This is a genomic window from Pseudomonas artemisiae, assembly GCF_057128685.1.
The window spans coordinates 1-21877 of record NZ_JBSKHS010000016.1; the positions used below are offsets into that span (position 1 = coordinate 1).

General features: G+C 61.6%; 17 protein-coding genes. 5 read left to right on the forward strand and 12 right to left on the reverse strand.

Translation table 11 applies throughout. The annotated features are described in order from the left end of the window. Positions 1–215 precede the first annotated feature (215 nt). From ACWKV4_RS16940 to ACWKV4_RS16950, 3 genes are all read right to left on the reverse strand, one after another. Positions 216–953, reverse strand: coding sequence for a hypothetical protein (locus ACWKV4_RS16940; protein WP_483833261.1), 738 nt, complete (start codon positions 951–953; stop codon positions 216–218). A 58-nt stretch (positions 954–1011) separates the two neighbouring features. Further along, complete coding sequence (locus ACWKV4_RS16945) at positions 1012–1761, reverse strand: hypothetical protein (protein WP_483833262.1); 750 nt, start codon at positions 1759–1761, stop codon at positions 1012–1014. Between the two features lie 264 nt (positions 1762–2025). Beyond that, entirely contained in the window at positions 2026–2799 is a 774-nt protein-coding gene (locus tag ACWKV4_RS16950) for a hypothetical protein (RefSeq protein WP_483833263.1), read from the reverse strand. A gap of 273 nt (positions 2800–3072) precedes the next feature. Here ACWKV4_RS16950 and ACWKV4_RS16955 point away from each other — a divergent pair, with 273 nt between their 5' ends. Next, the gene (locus tag ACWKV4_RS16955; RefSeq protein WP_483833264.1) at positions 3073–4080 is read left to right on the forward strand and encodes a hypothetical protein; all 1008 of its coding nucleotides are present in this window, start codon (positions 3073–3075) and stop codon (positions 4078–4080) included. 63 nt (positions 4081–4143) lie between these two features. Here ACWKV4_RS16955 and ACWKV4_RS16960 read toward each other — a convergent pair whose 3' ends face one another. Further along, positions 4144–5883 carry an IlvD/Edd family dehydratase gene (locus tag ACWKV4_RS16960; protein ID WP_483833265.1) on the reverse strand — a complete coding sequence of 580 codons (1740 nt, stop codon included), beginning with the start codon at positions 5881–5883 and terminating at the stop codon, positions 4144–4146. 196 nt (positions 5884–6079) lie between these two features. On the opposite strand from ACWKV4_RS16960, the gene ACWKV4_RS16965 reads away from it, so the two are divergent. The 4 genes from ACWKV4_RS16965 (at position 6080) to ACWKV4_RS16980 (ending at position 9960) form a co-directional block, all read left to right on the forward strand. Then, on the forward strand, positions 6080–7390 hold the full coding sequence (locus ACWKV4_RS16965) for an MFS transporter (protein ID WP_483833266.1): 1311 nt from the start codon (positions 6080–6082) through the stop codon (positions 7388–7390). Between the two features lie 16 nt (positions 7391–7406). Continuing rightward, positions 7407–8405, forward strand: coding sequence for an AraD1 family protein (gene araD1, locus ACWKV4_RS16970; RefSeq protein WP_483833267.1), 999 nt, complete (start codon positions 7407–7409; stop codon positions 8403–8405). A gap of 57 nt (positions 8406–8462) precedes the next feature. Beyond that, positions 8463–8738: a DUF5629 family protein gene (locus ACWKV4_RS16975; RefSeq protein WP_483833268.1), complete on the forward strand. Its 276-nt coding sequence runs from the start codon at positions 8463–8465 to the stop codon at positions 8736–8738. Between the two features lie 61 nt (positions 8739–8799). After that, the gene (locus ACWKV4_RS16980; protein WP_483833269.1) at positions 8800–9960 is read left to right on the forward strand and encodes a lactonase family protein; all 1161 of its coding nucleotides are present in this window, start codon (positions 8800–8802) and stop codon (positions 9958–9960) included. 112 nt (positions 9961–10072) lie between these two features. Here the strand turns inward: ACWKV4_RS16980 and ACWKV4_RS16985 are convergent, their stop codons facing one another. From ACWKV4_RS16985 to ACWKV4_RS17020, 8 genes are read right to left on the reverse strand one after another with little or no spacing between them, the layout of a single operon-like run. Then, positions 10073–13711 carry an AAA family ATPase gene (locus ACWKV4_RS16985; protein ID WP_483833270.1) on the reverse strand — a complete coding sequence of 1213 codons (3639 nt, stop codon included), beginning with the start codon at positions 13709–13711 and terminating at the stop codon, positions 10073–10075. Continuing rightward, positions 13708–14940 carry an exonuclease SbcCD subunit D C-terminal domain-containing protein gene (locus ACWKV4_RS16990; RefSeq protein WP_483833271.1) on the reverse strand — a complete coding sequence of 411 codons (1233 nt, stop codon included), beginning with the start codon at positions 14938–14940 and terminating at the stop codon, positions 13708–13710. Before ACWKV4_RS16990 ends, ACWKV4_RS16985 begins: the two co-directional genes overlap by 4 nt. A gap of 13 nt (positions 14941–14953) precedes the next feature. Further along, positions 14954–16567, reverse strand: a complete 1614-nt coding sequence (locus ACWKV4_RS16995; RefSeq protein ID WP_483833272.1) for a BatD family protein — start codon at positions 16565–16567, stop codon at positions 14954–14956. After that, positions 16564–18306, reverse strand: coding sequence for a VWA domain-containing protein (locus ACWKV4_RS17000; protein ID WP_483833273.1), 1743 nt, complete (start codon positions 18304–18306; stop codon positions 16564–16566). Before ACWKV4_RS17000 ends, ACWKV4_RS16995 begins: the two co-directional genes overlap by 4 nt. Next, positions 18303–19367, reverse strand: coding sequence for a vWA domain-containing protein (locus ACWKV4_RS17005; RefSeq protein WP_483833274.1), 1065 nt, complete (start codon positions 19365–19367; stop codon positions 18303–18305). Before ACWKV4_RS17005 ends, ACWKV4_RS17000 begins: the two co-directional genes overlap by 4 nt. After that, entirely contained in the window at positions 19360–19872 is a 513-nt protein-coding gene (locus ACWKV4_RS17010; RefSeq protein ID WP_483833275.1) for a DUF4381 domain-containing protein, read from the reverse strand. The genes ACWKV4_RS17005 and ACWKV4_RS17010 overlap by 8 nt, the downstream gene beginning before the upstream one ends. Continuing rightward, positions 19869–20840: a DUF58 domain-containing protein gene (locus ACWKV4_RS17015; RefSeq protein ID WP_483833276.1), complete on the reverse strand. Its 972-nt coding sequence runs from the start codon at positions 20838–20840 to the stop codon at positions 19869–19871. Before ACWKV4_RS17015 ends, ACWKV4_RS17010 begins: the two co-directional genes overlap by 4 nt. Positions 20841–20850: 10 nt before the next feature. Beyond that, complete coding sequence (locus ACWKV4_RS17020; protein WP_483833277.1) at positions 20851–21810, reverse strand: AAA family ATPase; 960 nt, start codon at positions 21808–21810, stop codon at positions 20851–20853. Between the last annotated feature and the right edge of the window lie 67 nt (positions 21811–21877).

Sequence of the window (21877 nt, forward strand, 5' to 3'; positions counted from 1 at the left end):
CAGCACAACGGCTTCGTACCGCCGGCTGTAGCAGAAGAAAAACTTAATTCTGTGTCCGGGAATTGTTGACCACTACACTTAGTAACTATCGCGTATGATGCAGGGTTCTGGTATCCGGATCTTTTAAGCGCAGACAAAAAGGCTTAAAGGCAGAGTATAGGGATGCGCCATGGGAAACTAACCATGGCTAATCATGTCTCAGCCGGGATGGTCAATTAACCTCCCCAACAAAACCGATAGATAGTATGTTCCACCCAATTCGACGCATCGTGATAACGGGTAAACAAGCCAAAGTGCCCGATAAAATGATCGAAACAGATCAGCGCTTTCTTACCGCTGTCGTCGATTTCGCAAATAGTGCCGTAGGCAGTGTTCTTCTCTCTTCCCAGCCAGCGCACACGTATTTTATCGCAGGTGCCTAAAGGTATATCGAAGCCAAGATGTTCGATGTCTGATTTCAACATGCTTAAAACTGGCCGCTTTTTGCCCAGCGCAAGCTCCGGCATGATCCATTCGTCCAAAGGGTTAGCGTCACCAGCAGCATAATTCGCATCACGCACCAACATCCCTCCACACCCATAAAGGATGCTGTCACCTATCCATGCACTTTCGGCCCCGTATGGCTTTCGTGCATAGGCAAAATGTTGGCCGGTGGCATCCCAACAAAAAAAGCCTTTGAGGTTTTCATGGCTGGTTTTACAGATCGAGCCATAACCGACACTTTGCTCTGTTGAGTCGGTCAAGTGGTAAATGGTTTCACAACTTCGCCAGAGGCCATGCATACGTTTGAACTCTTGATTTGAGCTCAGCGTAGCTAGCACCGTTGACCTATGTGTTTGCGGGACTTTTTCTAAGGAATAGCCGGCCTGCGGGTAGGATGGTTTTTCGTCAAGAAACCCGGCCATGGCTGATGGGGCGAGCAGGGCGGTGAAAAAGCAAAAGGCTAATTTCATGTTTAAAGTTTCATAGTGTTAGTGTGGTTTGCGGTTTGCAGGCGCAAGCGGGGGATACCTATTCGGCCCAACAAAATCTATAGAGGGTAAGTTCGGTCCACTTGGAGTTATCCCGGTAACGCGTGAAGAGTCCAAAGGACTCTTCAGGGTTGCCAAAGCAGATTACCGCTTGGTTACCAGCATTGTCGATTTTACAGGTTGCTCCATAATAGTCATTCCCCTCCGGGCCAAGGCTAAGCAGGCGGATTTTTTCGCAGCTCGGATCTATGTCGAAGCCTAAGCGTTCCAAGTCCGAATCCAGCATAGCTCTAACTGGGCGTGTTTCCCCCCAGCCAACTTCCGGCAGAGCCCAGCCATCCGTGCTAGGAACCAGTTCAAAGTCGTCGATCTTGTCTCTATAATCCGGTATTGGCACCAGTGCACCGCCGCAGCCGTGGAGAATGCTGTCACCTATCCAGTCAACACTTGCGCTCTGGGGCTTAATGGCATAGCCAAAGTGCTGGCCTGCCATATCCCAGCAAAAAAACCCTTTGAGGTTTTTTTTGGCGGTTTTACAAATGGAACCATAGCCCACAGTTTGCTCGGTATTGTCAGTCAAGTGATAAACAGTTTCACAACTTTCGGTAAGGCCCTGAATGCGTCGGAATTCCCTGATCGAACCAAGAGCTTCTAATGCCTCTGGCCTGTCTTTTTCTGGGACTTTGTTTAGGTTGTAGTTGAGTTGGTAATAATAGGCAAGCCCTTCATGTTCACTGGCAATGACTGATATCGAAAAAATGGCAATTAGGGCGTGCGAAATTCTTTTCATGGCGGCGCTTTGGAGGGGGTATGGTGGTAAAAATTTAAGCATAGCGCTTCAGTACAAGGAAAGATTTGAGGTTGCTGTGTTTGCGACACTATGTGTGTATCAAGCGAAAGCAACCGAGCTATCCAAAATGCGACGCACGGCACCAGCTTATCAATAGCATCCAAGCCAAGCGCCTAGCGCACACTGCTTTCGACAGGCTCAAGGCTCGAAACTTCGCTGTTGCTGTGTGTTAGCAGAAATTACACTCATGTCAGGTAAAGCTATTTAGAAAATAACAAGTGAGTCATACTCTGCCCAGCAATGCCTGTAAATGGTGTTTATAACCCACTCGGATGTGTCCTGATAACGGGTGAAAAGTGCAAAATGTCCTTCCAGGTTATCGAAGCATATCAAGGCTTCTTTTCCTGTCTCGTCAACTTCGCAGATGGTCGCGTAGTGGGTGTTTCTGTCCCAGCCAAGGCTTATATAACGTGTGTTTTCGCAATAAGCTAGAGGGATGCTAAAGCCATAGTATTCAATATCAGTTTTCAGCATGGTCATAACCGGTCGTCGCTTCCCCCAGCCAAGCGGCGATAGCTTCCATACATCCCTTGGGGGGCTCGTATCGACCTCCGCACCTTGCTTGCGATTACCAGCTTCAATCACCAATTCTCCACCGCAACCATGGAGGATGCTGTCGGCGATCCAATCGGGGCCGGCATCGTAACCATTGGGCGCATAGCCGAAGTGCTCCCCAGAAGCATCCCAGCAGAAAAAATCCCTCCGATACCTGTTATTTGTTACGCAGATTGCACCGTAGCCCACCCTCTGCCCCTCAGGGTTAGACAGACTATAAACGGTTGTGCATTTCTTTTCGGGACCTCGCATATGCTGAAATAAATTTATTGATCTTAATTGATCAAAAGCTTGCTTTTTACTTGATTCGGTAAGCTTTTCAAGCGAGTAGCCACGCTTTTTATAAAAAGCTGATGCCTCACTTTTATCAACTATGGTTGATGTTGAAAGCATGACACCAAGGATATAGGAAAGTCTTTTCATTGATGTATTTCAGGTAGGTGATGGTAAATATTTAAGCACGGTTATTGTTTACAGCAAAGACTTAATCTTGCTGACTTTGCGACACTATGTGTACCAAGGTAACAGGAGCTTCAAGCATTAATAAAAAGAAATATAGCTGCTATCAGTTACAAAAAAATTTTGGCGGGTACGCTGCAATAGGAATTTTTTCAGCCTGAATGGTAGGCAACCAGGCGCGCACACTAGGGTTAAGCAGGCCTGTCAGTCTGTTTGTACCTATCAAGGAAGTTATATATGAGCGAGAAAACCGAAGGGCAATCAAATAAAGTAAGAACAGCACCTACGGCAGAATTTCTGAAGAAATACGTATTCCTAGCGGTGAAGAGTGGAGAGGTCGCACGAACCAATCCGTACAAATCAAGTTTTTCCACCGGAAATAGCGGTTTGGCGTTTGGAAGTATGCAACACGATACGCGAAAATCCAGCGAAAACATAAGGGCGCAAACGTATTTTCGAAAGATTTTGGATGCTGACGTAGCTGCTCAGCACCTGACCAAAGTCAAGGCAGATGCTATTTACAGCGCCGCCCTGAATAACCCGGGATCGCTTAAAAATACACCTGATCAGGATTTAATTGATGCAGCGCTCATGCGACATTATGTATTGATTGACCAAGCCGACCAAGAACGGCTGGACGAGGTTATGATAGAAGTCGAGCGAGCGATGAAGGCTGCTGAAAAGAACCCTAATGGCCCGGGTGAACTAAGCAGGGAAGACCCGAATCTCGGCTTTATCGCCGAGTTGGCGATGTGGTCGAATCGAGGCAGTGGCTTGAAAGCAACTAGCAGATATCTTGAGAAAATGCCAAACATCAACCGCGTGGATTGGGAAAAAGGCTACCTTAGCCAGCAGGAGCAGTTCACTAGAAAGAAAAATCCTCACAGAAAAAAGGAAAGCTTTCCCAGTTGGCTAAAAAAAGTAAACCGCGCCATCAAGGATGCCGAGGAGGGCACCCGCCCACGGGCGGAACCCGCACCTGGGGCTGGGCCTACAGCGGAGCAGGTAGGGGCTATGCACCCCTACGGTGGCCCAAAGGGGAGTAGCGGCGTGGTGGCCTACCTTATCGATGGAGACAGTATTACCCTACGCTTCGTCGACCGTCCTACGCTGTACGTGTACGACGCCCAGCGGCCAGGCTCCGCAGCCGTGCGGGAAATGCAGCGCCTTGCCAAGCGGGGCAAAGGCTTAACCACCTACATCAACCAGCACGTTCGCAAGAACTACGCTCAGAAAATCGGCTGACGCCTCGGTGCTAGCGGTGAGCAGTTGCCGAGGGGTCGATCGGCCTTCGGCAACTGTGCTGCCTCAATGCGAATGCCGCGGCACCTCTGACCCTCGGCAACCCACTAGGAAGTCAAAGTCACACCCCTGATCAGCCTGCATCACATGCTCGATATACAGCTGCCGATACCCGCCAGGGATCAAATTGCTTTTTTCCGGCTGCCAGTCCGCCAGGCGCGCTTGAAGTTCTTCATCGCTGATATCCAAGTGCAGGCGGCCGCTGGCACAGTCCAGTTCGATAACGTCGCCTTCTTTCACCGCGGCCAGCGGGCCACCGGCAGCAGCTTCAGGGGCTACGTGCAGCACCACCGTGCCATAGGCCGTGCCGCTCATGCGGGCATCGGAAATGCGCACCATGTCCGTCACGCCCTGGGCCAGCAACTTGGCGGGCAGGCCCATGTTGCCCACTTCAGCCATGCCGGGGTAACCCTTGGGCCCGCAGTTTTTCATTACCAGAATCGACGTGGCATCTACGTCCAGGGCCGGGTCGTTAATCCGCGCCTTGTACGCTTCGAAGTTCTCGAACACCACGGCCCGCCCTCGGTGCTGCATCAGCGCGGGGGTGGCGGCGGAGGGCTTGAGCACCGCGCCGTTGGGGGCGAGGTTGCCGCGCAGTACGCAGATGCCACCGTCGGCCACCAATGGGTTGTCGATGGCGCGGATCACTTCATCCTTGCCATAGATGGGCGCGTTCTTCACATTCTCCCACAAGCTTTTGCCGTTGACGGTCAGCGCCTCTGGGTTAGGCAGCAGGTTGTGCTCACCCAGGCGGCGCAGCACGGCAGGTAGGCCGCCCGCGTAATAGAACTCTTCCATCAAGAAGCGCCCCGAGGGCTGCAGGTCTACTAGGGTAGGGGTGCCACGGCCCACGCGGGTCCAGTCGTCCAGGTCCAGGGCCACGCCCATGCGCCCGGCAATGGCTTTAAGGTGAATCACCGCGTTGGTGGAACCGCCGATGGCTGCGTTCACCCGAATGGCGTTTTCGAAGGCCGCTCGGGTAAGCACCTTGGACAGGCGCAGGTCTTCCTTGACCATTTCCACCGCGCGCATGCCGGACATATGCGCCAGCACGTAGCGGCGTGAATCCACCGCTGGGATGGCCGCGTTGTGGGGCAGGGACACGCCTAAGGATTCGGCCATGCAGGCCATGGTCGAGGCCGTGCCCATGGTGTTGCAGGTACCGGCGGAGCGGGACATGCCGGCTTCGGCGGAGAGGAATTCGTCCAAGCCGATCAGGCCACCCTTATAGGCTTCGTGCATCTGCCACACGATGGTGCCCGCGCCTATGTCACGGCCGTTGTGCTTGCCGTTAAGCATCGGCCCACCGGTCACCACGATGGCCGGTACATCGCAGCTGGCAGCGCCCATTAACAGCGCTGGAGTGGTTTTGTCGCAGCCGGTGAGCAGCACTACGCCATCCACCGGGTTGCCGCGAATGGCTTCTTCTACGTCCATGCTGGCCAGGTTGCGGGTGAGCATGGCGGTAGGGCGCAGGTTGGATTCACCATTGGAGAACACCGGGAACTCCACCGGAAAGCCTCCCGCCTCCAGCACGCCACGCTTGACGTGTTCGGCGATCTGGCGGAAGTGGGCGTTGCAGGGGGTGAGTTCAGACCAGGTGTTGCAAATACCGATGATGGGCTTGCCGTGGAATTGATGGTCGGCGATGCCTTGGTTTTTCATCCAGCTGCGGTACATAAAGCCATTTTTGTCGTTGGTGCCGAACCATTGGGCCGAGCGCAGGGAGGGTTTTTTGTCAGACATGTCAGGCTCTCTTATTGTAAGACTAATGGCATCGCTGGCCATTAAAATAGGCTGCTTCTCGGGATATTGGAAGGCCTTGTTGCTTAAATAGTAATACTATATAGTCGATTTACCCCTGAGCGCGTTTCGGCCTTTATGTGCCGCTAGCCCGCATGCCAGACAGGTTCATAACAACAACAAGCTGGAGACCGTCATCATGAGCCAGGAACTTGGGCTTATTCGGCGCATTACGTGGAAATTGATTCCGTTTCTCGTATTGCTCTATCTGGTTGCCTACGTGGACCGCTCTGCGGTGGGCTTCGCCAAGCTTCATATGGGCGCGGACATCGGCATTGGCGACGCGGCCTATGGCCTGGGCGCCGGGCTGTTTTTCATTGGCTACTTCCTTCTTGAAATCCCCAGTAACCTGATGCTCGAGCGCTTTGGCGCGCGCCGTTGGTTCGCCAGGATCATGATCACCTGGGGCGCCATTACCATTGGCATGGCGTTCATTCAGGGGCCCTACAGTTTCTATGTGATGCGCTTTTTGCTAGGCGCGGCCGAGGCAGGCTTCTTTCCAGGCGTGCTGTATTACATCACCCAATGGTTCCCGGTACGCCACCGGGGCAAGATCCTGGGCTTGTTTATCCTTTCCCAACCTATCGCCATGATGATTACCGGCCCGGTGTCCGGCGGCCTACTGGGCATGGAGGGGATACTGGGGCTGCACGGTTGGCAATGGCTGTTTATCGTCATTGGTACCCCCGCGGTGCTACTGACCTGGCCGGTGCTGCGCTGGTTGCCCGACGGCCCTGGTCAAGTGAAGTGGCTCAGCGCCGAAGAACAGGCCTGGCTTACCGTAGAGTTGGAAAAAGACCTGCGTGACTATGGGCAAACCCGCCATGGCAACCCGCTCAAGGCGCTTAAGGATGGTCGAGTGCTGCTGCTGGCGTTGTTTTACCTGCCGGTCACTCTGAGCATCTACGGGCTGGGGTTGTGGCTGCCGACCCTGATCAAACAGTTTGGCGGCAGCGACCTGACGACTGGGTTCGTGTCGGCGGTGCCTTATGGCTTCGGCATCCTTGGGCTGTTGATCGTGCCTCGCAGTTCCGATCGGCTCAACGACCGTTATGGCCATTTGGCAGTGCTCTATGTGTTGGGCGCCGCCGGCATGTTCGGCGCCGCCTGGTTCGCCGCGCCCATGCTGCAACTGGCCGCCCTGTGCCTGGTGGCCTTCGCGTTGTTCTCCTGCACGGCGGTGTTCTGGACGCTGCCAGGGCGCTTCTTCGCTGGCGCCAGCGCGGCGGCGGGCATTGCGCTGATCAACTCGGTAGGCAACCTGGGCGGTTACCTGGGGCCGTTTGTGGTGGGGGCGCTCAAGCAGGCCACGGGCGAGCTGGCCAGTGGGCTGTACTTCCTTACCGGCGTGCTGCTGTTCGGCCTGGTACTGACCTTTATTGTTTATCGCGTGCTGGAGCGGCGTCACGCGCTGCCTGCGCAAGCCTTCGCTGCCAGCGCTCGCCCTTAATCCTTAGGAGACCCTTATGCGCTTAGTACAATTACAAACCGCCGATGGTGCGCGTCGTGTTGGCCTGGTAAACGGCGACCAAGTGCAGGTATTGGAGGGCGTGGGCAGTACCCGCGAACTGGCCCTGGACGCCATCGCCCAGGGTCGTGACCTGGCCAGCCAGGCGGCGGCGGCGCAATACGGCCGTGGCGAGCGCTTGAGCTACCGGCTGTTGCTCGACGAGCAGCGCATTCTTTCACCGCTGGACCACCCGGACCCGGCCCATGTACTGGTGACCGGTACCGGCCTGACTCACCTGGGCAGCGCCGCGACCCGAGACAAGATGCACCAGCAGGCCAACGACGACGCGGCGATCACCGATAGCATGAAGATCTTCAAGTGGGGCGTGGAAGGGGGCAAGCCGCCGGCAGGCGAGGCGGGCGTTCAGCCAGAGTGGTTCTATAAGGGCGACGGCGGGATCATTGTGCGCCCTGGCGCGGCCTTGCCCTTGCCACCCTTCGCCGAGGACGCGGGCGAAGAGCCTGAGTTGGCCGGGCTGTATGTGATCGGCCCGGACCACCGGCCCTATCGCCTGGGCTATGCCCTGGGTAACGAGTTCTCCGATCATGTAATGGAACGCAAGAATTACCTGTACCTGGCCCACTCCAAGCTGCGCGCCTGTGCCTTCGGCCCAGAGTTGCGGGTCGGGGCGCTGCCTGAACACCTGGCCGGCACCAGCCGTATCCACCGGAACGGGCAAGTACTGTGGGAGAAGGAATTCTTGAGCGGCGCGGCCAACATGTGCCATAGCTTCGAGAACCTCGAATACCACCACTTCAAATACGCCCAGTTCCTGCGCCCCGGGGATGTGCACGTGCATTTTTTCGGCACCGCCACCTTGTCCTTCGCCGATGGCATTCAAGCCAGGCCTGGCGACCGCTTCGAGGTGAGCCTTGAGGCCTTTGGCGAGCCCTTGGTCAACGGCATCAGCCCGGCCGAAGCGGTGTTTCAACCGGGTGGGGTCGGGGTGCTTTAACAAGCGCGCACGGGCAGCGCCCAGTACAATGGGCGTTTTCTTATTCTGGAGCCGCCCATGACCCACCCATTGGTTCAAGCCCTTGAGGTCACTGACATGGTGATGATCGATGACCTTTACGCATTCGACCTCGAACTTGATGAAGAGGGTGGGTTGACCATCACCTGCATGGACGGCAGCAGGGAACGCCGCTGGGCCTTTACCCCAGATCAAGTGGCTGCCGCCACGCCCCTGGCTATCCCTGATGAATGGAACATTCAAGCAGCCGATACCGAGCATCGATTACGCTTGCTCGACGCCTTTTCTGCCGAAGAAGACGAAGACCACGTATAAAGCAGTAGGTCGTCTGGGCTTCAACTTTTGCGCGCGGCGACGGTCTGCACCTTGGAGATTATTGATGCTGCGAGTACTGATGTCCCTAACCCTTGCCGGAGCCGCCGCTGTCGGCTCCACCCTAGCCTCGGCCGCTAGCTATGATGTGCTGGTGGGCACCTATACCCAAGCCCAAAGTGAAGGCCTGTACCGGCTGCGCTTTGACAGCCAGACCGGGCAGCTTTCGTCCACTCCGGCTCAGGTGATCAAAGCCCATAACCCTTCCTGGCTGACCCTGAATAAAGCCCAGACCCGGCTGTTCGTGGTTAACGAAAATGGCCCAGGGCAAAAAGATGAAGTCGGCCGCGTGAGCAGCTACCGCATCGATCCGGCCAGCCATGAGCTGACTCTGATCAACCAGGTAGAAACCAAAAGCCATGAACCTACCCACTCCAGCCTGAGCGAGGACGAGCGCTTTTTATTCGTGGCCAACTATGCAGTGAACCCACAGCCCGGCGGCAGCCTGGCGGCGGTGCCGGTGAGCGAAGAGGGCGCCCTGGGCGAGGTGGCCCAAGAAAAGCGCCACACCCCGAGCAAGGTGGACCCAGAGCGCCAGGCCAGCGGCCATGTGCACTCGGCGGTCAGCAACCGGGGTTATCTGTACGTGTGCGACCTGGGCGCGGACAAAGTGATGATCTACGGTTATCAGCCCAACGCCAAGGTGCCCTTGGCCCCGGCCAGCCCCGCGTCGGTAGACCTGCCCCCAGGTAGCGGCCCACGGCATTTGCTGTTCGACGCCAGCGGCGAACATGCCTGGCTGACCCTGGAGATGCCAGCCCAGGTCGCCAGCCTACGCTGGCAGGCAGGCACTCTGGTTCGCACTAACCTGCAGGACCTGGCCCCTGGGGAAAAACCTGTGAAGGGCGCGGCGGGCGGCTTACACGCTTCGGCAGATGGCCGGTTCCTGTATGTCGCCAACCGGGGCTCGGTCAATGAGCTGGTGGTCTACGCCGTGGACTCTGAAGGCGGCCTCAAACCGGTACAGCGCCGCTCGGTGGATGGGGATCACCCACGGGAGTTCACCCTCGACCCAACGGGCCGCTTTATGTTGGTGGCCAACCAGAAGAGCAATGAAATCGTGGTCATCGAGCGCGACCCGAACACTGGCCTGCTGGGCCGTACGGTCCAACGCTACAAGCAGGAGTCACCGGCGGATTTGAAGTTTCTGGCGCCTAAAATGTGATCTTTCATCTGCTGTAGGAGCCACCGGAGCTGGCGAACACTGCGGCATTTATTGTGCCGTCTCTTCGCTAGCTGGCGCTAGCGCCTACACGGGATAGGTGCCGTTTTAGCCGCTAGGGCACCACCGTCACCTCGCTCAAGCCATTGCCCTGCCGCTTGACCTGAATCTGCACCGGAATACGTTCGTGCATTTCCTGTACATGGGAGATCACCGCCACCTTGCGGCCTTGAGCCTGGAGGTTATCCAAGGCGTCCATGGCCAGTTGCAGGGATTCTGGGTCCAGGCTGCCGAAGCCTTCGTCGATAAACAACGACTCGATACGCAAGGTGCTGGACGCCATCGAGGCAAGGCCCAGCGCCAAGGCCAGGGACATCAGGAAGGTCTCACCGCCGCTGAGCGAATGCACTGAACGCACTTCGTCGCCCATTTCCGTATCCACCACCAGCAACCCCAGGGCGCTACCCCCACGCTTGAGCCGGTAACGGCGCACCAGCTGCACTAGCTGGGCGTTGGCGTGGCGTATCAGCAAATCCAGATTGTAAGCCTGTGCGATCTTGCGTAAGCGGTCGCCTTCAGCCGAGCCGATCAAGGCCGAGAGCCGCCCCCAGCGGCGATGCTCGGCGTGGGCCTGAGCCAATTGCGCGGCCAGGGCCTCGCGCGCCTGGCGTCGACGGTCGTCTTCAAGTTGAGCGGCGCGGGCTTCGGCGCAGGCCTGTTCCAGGCGTTCGCACTCAGCGTTGGCTTGCGCCAGTGCCTCGGTCAGCGCCTCGGGGCTAAGGTCGTGGGTGCCGGGCTGTGTTTGATGGGCCTGAAGCTGCTGTTGGCGTTCGCGTAGCAGCACCTCGGCTTGTTCGCGCCGGGTATGCGCTTGAGCGATCTGGCCGCGCAAGGCACTCACCGCGCTGTCGCTTAGGGCCAGCAAACGTTCCAGCTCGCCATTGCTCAGTTGCGGGTGAGCCTGACGCCAACTCAGCAGGGCGGGTTCCAGTTCGGCAAGCTCTGCCTGTGCGCTCTGCTGCTGGTCGAGCAGGGCCTGGTGGCGCGAGCGAGCGGCCTGAGCGTTGCTCAGGGCCTGTTGCAGTTGCGTGCTTGCCTCGGCGTGGCCTGTGCGCGCAGTGGCTACAGCCCGCTCCAGCTGAGCCTGCCAGGCATCCGCGCTGGCCCTGCCATCCAAGTGCTCTGCCAACGTTGCCTTGGCGTGTTCGCGCTGCTGGCCCAAGGCGTGCACGTCGGCCCACAACCCCTCCCGCTGCTGGGCCAAGCCCTTGAGTTGAGCCTCGGCGATCTGGACCTGCTGCTGGCGGTGCTCCTGGGCCCGCGCCTGGGCCTGCTGTTGTTCCAGCAGGCGCAGACGTTGATCCAGGGCGCTGGAGAGGTCCGCCAATGCGTGCCCAGGCGCGGTACGCAAGCTGTGGAGCCGGTCCTCCGGTAGCAGGGTGGCGAAGGCGTGAAGCTCTTCATCGAAACGCTGCTCTTCACCTTGTAGTTGCTCTTGGTGGTAGTGCAGGGCGCGGGCACTTTCGTCCAGGGCCTGGCGGGCCTGGCGAGCCTGCTCCAACTGCGCGGTGGTTTGCGCCTGGGCCCCCAGCAACGTTTTGAGCTGGGCGTCATCGTCCTGGATTTGCTGGCGCAACCTGCCCAGGGCCTCGCTCAGCCAAGCCTGGCGGCGCGGTGCGGGCGTGGCCAGCAGTTCATCGTGGCGCGGTAGGGTTTTGAGGGCTTCCAGGGCGGCCAGCTGTTGCGCGTCCAGGCGCTGCTGTTGGGTCCTGAGCTGCTTCTGCTGTTCGATCACCGCGGCCACTTCTGCCCGCAGCTCGGCCAGGCGGTTGGACAGCCCTTGGACCTTGGCCTGGGCGGCTTCGATTTCCTCAAGGTCCTGGGTTTCAAGGGCCTGGGCTATGGCGCTGGTATCAACCCCTTGGCGATGCGCCGGGTGGTCGAGGCTGCCACACACGCTACAGGCTTGGCCAGGCACCAAGCCTGCGCGCAGCCGAGCCAGGTGCTGGCGTTCGAGCACTTGCACCGTGACATCCAAGGCCTGGCTGGCGGCTTGGTATTCGGCGCTCACCGATTTGCCCTCGGTGGTCCGTGCCTGGCGCTGTTCGGCCAGCGCCTGTCGTTGAGCGTTGAGTTCGCTATGCCGCTCCTCCAGCTCGGCCCAGCGGCGCCAGTGCTCTTCCAGTGCGCCAAGGCCTTCCAAGGCGCCCCGGTTATCACGGATCAACCCACTCAGCAGTTGTAGGCGTTCGCCCAGGTCCTTCGTGTCGCCCAGGGTGCCATTAAGCTCGTCCAGCCCGGCTTGTACGCTGGCCTGGCGCTCACGCGCGGTGTCGGCGGCTTGGCGCAAGGCCGGTAGCTCGTTGGCCAACTGTGCCTTGCGGGCCGCGCCTTTGACCAACTGCTGCAAGCGGGGCTGGTAGGCCTCCCAGGCATTGGCCAGGCGGGCAAGGGGGGCGCTGGTTTCGAGGCGGGCTTCGATGGCCCGGGCCACTTCGGTGCTTTCCTGCTGGGCCTGGGTCAACTGCGCCAGGCCTTGCTCTGCTTCGCTGTACTGCTGTTCGGCCTGGGCCTGGCGGGCCTGCAAGGGGGCGAGTTGCTGCTCCAGATGACGCAGCGCGCTGTGCTGCTCGAAGGCCAGGCGCAGCGCTGGCGCTTCAGTGGCCTGGGCCGTGCTGGCGGTTTCAAGGGTTGCCTGGGCGGCATCCAGGCCCCTCTGTGCCCCTCCGGCCGCCTGCTGCCTGGCGGCGACGTCAGCGCTGGCCTCGGCCAGGCTAAGGGTGAGCGTACGCAGTTGTTCGCTCAGGCGCTTTTGCCGTTCCAGCAACGGGCGTTGGGGCGCCAGCGCCTCCAGGTGGGTCAGGTCGTGGCGCTGGCTTTCTAGCTGTTGCCACTGCTGGTCGGCAGCGGTCAATGCTTGCTCCGCGGCTTGGGCTTCGCTGGCCAGGCGAAGGCCATCGCGCTGATGCTGCTGCTGGCTTTCCAGCGCACGGCGCTGGGCCTGGGCGGTAGTCAATGCCTGGCGAGCGGTGCCCAGGGTGCTATCCAGGGCGAGGCGGGCGTTGTCGTCCAGGGCAGCGAACGCGCCCTCTTGGGCCTGCAGGGCTTCGAGCTGCTGGCGAGCGCCGCGGGCTTTATCGTAGGCGCGGCGGCCCAGGCGGCTGTACAGGGCGGTGTCCGTAAGTTTTTCCAGCAGCTCGCTGCGCTCGTTGTCATCGGCCTTGAGGAAGGCACTGAACTCGCTTTGGGCCAACAGCACCGCACGGGTGAACTGCTCGAAGTTCAACCCCAGGCGGGCTTCAAGCAGGGGCCGATACTCGCCTTTTTGGGTTGCCAGCAGGCGTTCGCTGTCCACGTCTTGCAGGGTTTGGCGGCTGGGCTGCAATTTGCCGCCGGCTTTATCCCGGGCCCTGTTGGCTTCCCAGCGGGCGCGGTAACGAACGCCGTCCACGCCGATGAAATCCACCTCGGCATAGCCCATGCCCGCGCCTCTGCGCAGCAGGTTGCGAGGGTCGCCAGTGGCGATCTCGTGTTCGCCATCGGGCACCTTGGCGTCACGGCCAGTGGAGCCAAGCCTGGGCACCGCGCCGAACAGGGCCAGGCACAGGGCATCGAGCAAGGTGCTTTTGCCCGCTCCGGTGGGCCCCGTGATAGCGAATAGGCCGGCACTGGCCAAAGGTTCGGCGGTGAAGTCCAACACCACGGGCCCGGCCAGAGAGGCCAGGTTCTTCAGGCGAATGGCGAGGATTTTCATGGCTGAGGCTCCTGCTGCTCTTCCTGCAACAGCAGCAGAAAGTCTTCAAGGGTGTCGGCATCCACGGCGCTGCCGTATTGCTCTTGCCAAGCCCGGCTGAACACTTGCTCGGGGCTCAGTTGCTCAAGCTGTTCCAGCGCCGGGCCTTCCTGGTTGGCGTCGCGCCCCTGATACTCCACCGCAATGCGCACCAGGCGGGCAGCCTTGCCGGCCAGTGCCTGTTCTATCTGGGTGCGCAATTCAGGCTGAGGCTCATCAAGCACCACTCGCACTTCCAGCCATGGGTGCTGCACCACGCTGGCCAGCAGGTCCGGAGCAGGCAGGGCGGTCAACCGCGCCAGCACCTCGTCGAGCCGTGCCGGGCCTACTCGCAGCAAGTCCACGGCGCGCGGTACGCGGTGGCTTTGCACCGCTTGCAGCTGATCGCCAGTGAAGTCCACCTGGAGAATCTGGTGGGGGTAGTCCACTTCGGAGAACGACAGCGGAATGGGCGAGCCGCTATAGCGTATGCGTTGCTCGCCATTGACCTGCTGGGGCTTGTGTAGGTGCCCCAGGGCTACGTAGGCCACGCTGTCGTCGAACAGGCTGGCTGGCAGCGCTTCGGCAGTACCGATCACCAGGCTGCGCTCCGAATCCAGAGACACCGCGCCGCCTGCCATATGGGCATGGCTGATGGCAATCAGTGGCTGGCCGGGCTGGCGGCGCTGATTGGCGGCGGCGATCAGGCGCTTATGCACCTCGCCGATCCCGCTAAGGTAGTTGTCGCCCAGGTGCGGCCCGGTAACCTCCGCCGGGCGCAAAAACGGCAAAGCCAGGCACCAGGCAGCGGTTGCGCCGCTGGCGTCGCTCAGGGGGATCAGCAGGCGCTCGCTGTCCAGCTCGCCATCGTTAAGCCATAGCACCCGACCCAACGCGTGGGTACGCAGCCTGCGCATAAGCGGGGCGGGCAGCTCGATCCGTGAGCCGGAATCATGGTTGCCGGCAATCATTACAAGGGTAAGTGTGGGCAAGGCTTCGTGAGCGTTGACGATAAAGTCGTACAGCCGCTCCTGAGCCTTGAGGGGCGGGTTGACCGTGTCGAAGATATCGCCGGCTATCAGCAAGGCGTCGGGCCGCAGCGCCAGGATGCGGGCCAGCAGCCAGGTAAGGAAGGCCTGGTGCTCGTAGTCCCGGTCCTGGCCGTGCAGGCTTTGGCCCAAGTGCCAATCAGAGGTGTGCAGTAAGCGCATGGGGGCCTCGGTCCTATTTAGGGTAAAGCGGAGGGAGGTTTTCCTCCGCGTCACGGTCGGTGTGCCCGTGGGTAGGAATACTGCTCACCACGGCCCAGAGCGGCGCGCCTTGCCAATAGCGGCCGGCTTCGCTGTAGAGCGCGCCGTTGAGCGCGTCCAAGGCGTCGGACAACGCCGGGTAGCGGGCGGCCAGTTGCGCAAGGGTTTCCGGTTGCTGTCGGGCCCAGGCATCCAGGGCCTGGCGAGTGGCCTGGGGGTCGTTGTTCTGGCAGGCGCGCTTGAGGTCGTCGAGCAGCCCACGAGAGCCTGGCCCGGCCATGGCGACCCTGGCCACCGCGGGGCGAGAGCGGGCGCGCCACCACAGGCCAAAGCCCAGTAGGGTAGTACAGAGCAGCACGGCGGTGGCCGCCTGCCAGGGCCATACCAGGCGCGGCGCAAGGGCCACGGGCGCTGGGGCAGGGTCTGCCGGGGCGTCCGGGCGCTCGCTGACCTGCAAGGTGCGCGCGGGCAGGCTGGTGTGTTCCAGGTGGTCTTCGAGGGTGTTCCACCACACCACGTCCACCGCCGGCAATTCGATGCTGCCCGCCCGTACAGGCACCAGCGCTTCCCGTTCCTGGCGGCTGCCCACCAACCCGCGCTCGGCGCTTTGATCGCTTAGCTGTGGCTGGTCGGGGTAACGCCGCACGCTGCTTAGGCTGCCGTTGGGCAAGGGTGGCAACTGTGCGCTGGACAGCCCCTCGGCCTTGAGGGTGAGAGTACGGGTGAGCGAGTCGCCCACTCGCGCTTGATCGGGAGAAGGGTTCCAGCTTTCCGTAAGGCTCAAGCCCCGAGCAGGGAGCCAGGTGGCGCTCGCCGGATAAAGCGCCGGCTTGGCCAGCACCTGTACGCGCATACGGGCAGAGCTGACCCGCACCTGCTTTCCGGCGCGGGGTTTGCCGGTGTCGTCATTTTCCACGGTGGTCGCCGTGAATATCAAGGCAGGGAGGGCCAATTCGCCGCTGCGCTGGGGATAGAGCATGTAGCGGGTTTCGATCACCCCATGGCGCACGCCATTGATGACTTTTTCGTAGGTGCGGCGGCTACCCAGGGCCGCCACCCGGGCATCGGCGATGGTTGGCGTGGAGAAGCTGCTGTCGTCATAGAGCGCCACCGAGTGGTACACCCGCACGGTTAGCACCAACTGCGCCTGTACGTAGACCTCTTGCTGGTCGAGCGCCGCTTCGATAAAGACCGGTGCCTGGGCCGCTTGAGCGGGGGTGTCCGCGTTAAGCACCTGCACGCTGATGGGTTGGCTACGCAGCGCGCCTACGCTCAGCGCTGGCAAGGTAAGGGTGCCGCTTTCCCGCGCGGTCAGGGTGATGATCCAGCGCGTGCTGGGCCCTTGATCATTGGCCAGGCTGGCCAATTGGTTGACCTGGCGCACGTCGCCTACCTCGAACCGCGCCTGCAGGGGGGCAGTGTCGGGCCGGCCAAACAGGGTCACATCACTGGTTTGCAAGGTCAGCTCAAAGGTTTCGCCCACCGCCAGGCGTGTACGGTCGACACTGGCCAACAGCGAGGCCGCGGCCGCTGGCAGTGGCAGCAGGGCGATCACGCCGCAGAGTAAAAAGGCGAAGCGCCGAGTCATGGGGTGGGTTCCTGCCGTTGCAGCTGTTCATACAAAAATTTGCGACGCAGCAATTCTGACGGATCGTCCGGGATCTGTCGCAGCCATTGCTCCAGCGAGTCCCGTTGTTCGTCGTCTGGCGGCTCGTTGAGTTCGGTGGCCCCGCCCGCATCGCTAGGGGGTGTGTCTGCGGCGCCGTCACCCGTGCCTTGGGCCGTTGGGGTAGGGGCCATGCCAGCCGCGGCCGCGCCTCCTGGGCCGTTATCGGCAGAGGGCGCGCCAGTGGCATCCGGCTGTTGGCTATCGCCAGGGTGCTCACTTTCGGGGAGCCGCTGTGGTGCCGCCTCGCCGGTGGCAGGGTTCGCCGTGGCCACTTGCTCGGCGTTACGCGCCTCCAGCAGGCCTTGCACCAAGGCGCGGTTATGCTGGGCCACGCCCAGGCCAGGGTCACGCTCCAGCGCTTGCTCGTAGGCCTGTATCGCAGGCTCCAGGGCGCCGCTTTGGGCCAGCGCGTTGCCACGATTGTAATGGTCGGCGGCGCTATCGCCTTGGGCGAAGCGTTTGGCGGCCTCGGCGTATTGGCCCGCCCGGTACAGCGCAATGCCCTGCCACTGGTAATGGGCAAAGTGTTGCGCGGCCAAGGCTGGCTTGCCTTCGACCAGCAGGCGTTGGCCCTGTTGGTCCGGGCGCCACCACAGGTCTGCCGCCTCGAAGGCATAGGCCGACCGAGGTAGCCCGCCCAGTGCCAGCAGCAGTGGCAGGCACAGCAACCAGCCACGGCGGCCGGCCAGGGCGGCGATGGCCAGCAGTGGCAATAGCAGCCAATAGCCTTGATCGGCCCAGCGGTCCATGGGTGGGGCTTGGCTGGCATCGCTGGCGAACGCGCCACGCGCAGTGTCCAGCAGCCCCAGGGCGCGCAGGTCATGGTTGCCTAACGCAGCGGTCTGATAGCGGCCCCGGGCCTGGCTGGCCAGGCGATCAAGGCCGTTGGCGTCCAGCCGTGGTACCTCGATAGCGCCGTTCGGCCCCTTGAGTAGTTCACCGTCTTCCAGGGTAACGGGCGCACCCTCGGCGCTGCCTACCCCTAGTATCGATAGCGGCGGGCCGTGTCGGCCCAGCCAATGCATCAGCCCATCTCGTTCGGCGTCTTCGACCGCCGAAGTGATCAACAGCAAACGCCCCGGGCCTTGCCCGGCCTGGGCCAGCAAGCTCAGGGCCTGACGCATGGCCAGGTCTGCCCGTTGCCCAGGCTCCGGCATCAATGAAGGTTTGAGCGCAGCCAGCAGGTTGCTGATGGTAGCCTGGTCGTCGGACAGCGGCACCAGGGTATGGGCGCTGCCCGCGTACACGACGATGGCGGTTGGCGCATCGCCACGGCGTTGCAGCAGGTCGAGGATTTTGCGTCGGGCCTGGCTCAAGCGGTCGGGCGAAACGTCTCTGGCCAGCATGCTGGGTGTCAGTTGCAACATGATCACCAGCGGGTCGTCAGGGCGCGGGGCTACCTGCTGGTCCCGCTGCCAACCGGGCCCTGCCAAGGCCAAGCCTGCCAGCAGCGCCGCCGCGCCCAGCAGCAACCGCGGCCAGTGCTCGGCCCGCCCTTGCCCGCCACGCAGCAAGGTGGCGTGAAAGCCGCGAGGCAGCAATGCCTGCCAGCGCCCAGTACGCCGCCGGCGCAGCCATAGCGCCCAGCACAGGCAAACCATTACCGGCCAGGCAGCAAACCAACCCAGGCGTGCCCAGTGGGGCCATAGTTCGCTCATGGGCGCCTGCCTCGCTGGCCCAGCCGAGCGCCCATGGCCACTGCCCAGGCGCCCAGCTTGCTGCTACGCGCCAGGCGCCGGGCCATGGGCAGCAGGCGTTTGGCGACCAGCAGCGCGGTGACCAGCACCGCCGCGGCCAGCGGCCAGTGGTATAGCTCCCGCACGGGGTGAACCCGGGTGGGCGCCTGGTTCACCGGCTCTAGCCGGTCCAGGGCCTGGCCAATGCGCTGAAGGTCCTTACCGTTCCGAGCACGGAAATACTCGCCCGCCGTAGCGCTGGCGATGGCCTTGAGAGCCGTTTCGTCCAGGTCGCTTACCGGGCCTGGGCCCTGGGCGGCATTGGCGATGGAAGCCCGAGGGTCGGCGCCGATGCCGATGGTATGGATGCGCACGTGTTCGATCGCCGCCAAACGTGCCGCCACCAGCGGCTGGATCTGGCCGCCATTGTTGGCCCCATCGGTCACCAGGATCAGCACCCGGCTGTCGGCCGGGCGTAGGCGTAGACGCTTGACCGCCAGGCCAATGGCATCGCCGATGGCGGTGGATTGCCCGGCAATGCCAACCTGGGCATCGTCCAGCCAGCTACGCACCGTGCGCCGATCAAAGGTCAGTGGGGCCTGTACGTAGGCGCGGCTGCCGAAGAGGATCAAGCCCACCCGGTCCCCCTCGCGGTTTTCCAGAAAGTCTCCCAGTAGGTGCTTGACCAGGGTCAAGCGGCTGACATTCTCGCCTTGCCACTGCATGTCCGGGTAATCCATCGACCCTGATACGTCTACCGCCACCAGCAAGTCCCGGCCACTGGCGGGCAAGGGCAGGGGTGGGCCCAACCATTGCGGGCGGGCGCAAGCAAACACCAGCAGCAGCCATATCAAGGCGTAGGGTGCTTGTTGGCGCCAGCCGGGTAGCCCCAGGCTCACCCGGCGGCGGCTCAGGGTGGCCAGCTCGTCCAGAAAACCTACTTGCAATGCCTGTTCAGTGCCGCTGGCCGGCGGCAATACCTTGCGCATAAGCCACGGCAAGGGCAGCAGCATGACGATCAGCGGCCAGGCGAAGTCAAGCATGCTTGCGTATCCAGGTGTCCACTGCCTGATAGAGCCCGTTGATGGCTTTGTCGTCGAGCTTGCACTCGGGGCGGTACACCCCTTCTACCAGGATCATCCAGCGGGTCAGGCCCGCGGCCGGGCAGCGGTTATCCAAAAACGCCAGCCACTTTCTGCCATTGAGGGTATGGCTGTGGGCATTGGGGTAGTGGTTGCGGCAAATGCGCTTGAGCAACGCATTGAGTTGTTGCAGCCAGGCGCCAGCGGGCGCGCCGTCGTAAGGCCGGGGCATGAGCGCCAGTTCCGCCAGGGCTTCAGCGCGAACGGGGTCGATGGCGTGCTCACCTTCGCCAGGGGGCGCGACTTCCGGTTCAGGCTCAGGGGCGGGCCGCCGCTCCCATGCCCAAAGGGCGGCTACCGCTATGATCAACAGCAACCCGCCTAGCAGCCACCAACCGGGGGCCAAGGGCCAAAGGCTGATGGGCGCGGGCTCGATCAGCGGCTGCAGGCCGGGCAGAGCACTCATGGGGTGGGGCTCGATACAGGCGCGGGGCTTGCCTTGGCGCCGGGTTTGGGCCGATTGCTGGTGTATTCGCGCAATTGGTCGACGACGTCCGCGCGTGTGCTCAGTGGCAGCACCAGAACACCCAGTTTATGCGCCAGGCGTTCCCAGTGGGCCTTGCGGGCATCGGCCAGGGCTTTGTATCCCCGGCGCAGTTCGGCGTCGCTGGTGTCGATTTCCAGTGACCCCGCCCCAAGGCCAAAACGCAGCACGCCGGCAACAGGCAGGGCATGGTCCATGGGGTCGCTGATGGGCAGCAGCAATAGGTCACAATGGCGGGCCAGCAGGCTCAGTTGCTGCTCGGTGCCATCGCCCAGGGCGCGCTCATCGCAAATGATGATGGCCAGGCTACCCGGGCGCAGCACTTCTCGAGCCCTGCGCAAGGCGCTGCCCAGAGGGTCTGGCGCAGGCAGGCTGTCGGTGTTGAGGGCGGCATTGACCTTGGCCAGGCGGTTGAGCAGTTGCAACAGGCTCTGTTTGCTGCGCCGAGGTTTGATCTCGTAGTGTTCTTGGTCCCCGTAGACCAAGCCGCCGATGCGGTCGTTGTGCTCAAGGGTGGCCCAACCGAACAGCGCGGCCACTTGGGCAGCCAGGGTGGACTTGAACGCCAGGGCCGAGCCGAAGAACAGCTGGCGGCTCTGCTCCACCAAAATGAAGATCGGCCGTTCGCGCTCTTCATGGAACAGCTTGGTATGGGGTTCCTGGGTACGGGCCGTGACCCGCCAGTCGATGTTGCGCACGTCGTCGCCGGCCTGGTACACCCGCACCTGGTCGAAGTCCACGCCCCGCCCGCGCAGCTTGGAGTGGTGCAGGCCGATCAGCGGGCTGCGCTGGCCGGGCCGGGAAAACAATTGCACTTCGCGCACGCGGTGACGCATCTCGATAAGTTGCGCGAGGCTGACACTGACGCTGGCGGCGGCGGGTCTGATCATCAGGGCTGGCTCAGGCCACGGCGACCACGTCGAGAATGCGCTGGATCACCCGGTCTTGATCGACCCCGGCGGCCTCGGCCTCGAAGGACAGGATAATGCGGTGGCGCAACACGTCGAAGATCATCGCCTGGATGTCCTCGGGGCTTACGAAGTCCCGCCCGGCCAGCCAGGCATGGGCCCGTGCACAGCGGTCCAAGGAAATCGACCCCCGTGGGCTGGCGCCATAGGCCAGCCACTCAGCCAGTTCACTGTCGTATTTGCTCGGGGTGCGTGTGGCCATCACCAGCTGCACCAGGTATTCCTCAACCGCGTCGGCCATGTACAGGCCCAAAATTTCCTTGCGCGCGGCAAAGATCGCCTGCTGGCTTACCCGCCGCTCGGGCTTGGTTTCCCCGTTGAGCGCCTCGCCCCGGGCCTGCTGCAGAATGCGCCGCTCCACGGACGCCTCCGGGAAACCAATCTTCACGTGCATCAGAAAGCGGTCCAACTGGGCCTCGGGCAAGGGGTAGGTGCCTTCCTGCTCGATGGGGTTCTGCGTGGCCATCACCAGAAATAGCGGGGACAGGTCATAGGTACTGCGGCCCACACTCACCTGGCGCTCGGCCATGGCCTCGAGCAAGGCCGACTGCACCTTGGCCGGGGCCCGATTGATTTCGTCCGCCAGTACCAGGTTGTGGAAGATCGGCCCCTGCTGGAAGACGAAGCTGCCGGTTTCCGGGCGATAGATCTCGGTGCCGGTGATGTCGGCGGGGAGCAGGTCCGGGGTGAACTGAATGCGGTGGAACTCGGCCTCCACGCCCTCGGCCAGTTCCTTGATGGCTTTGGTTTTCGCAAGGCCCGGCGCGCCTTCCACCAACATATGGCCGTCAGCAAGCAGCGCGATCAGCAGACGATCGATCAGTTTGTCCTGGCCAAGGATCTGGGTAGAGAGAAAGCTGCGCAGCGCGGTCAGCGCTTCACGATGTTCCATCGGTGGGTTCCTGGGTGGCCGGCGGCGGGTGCCATGGCGAGCGGGGCCAGTATTTTAATGCATAGGC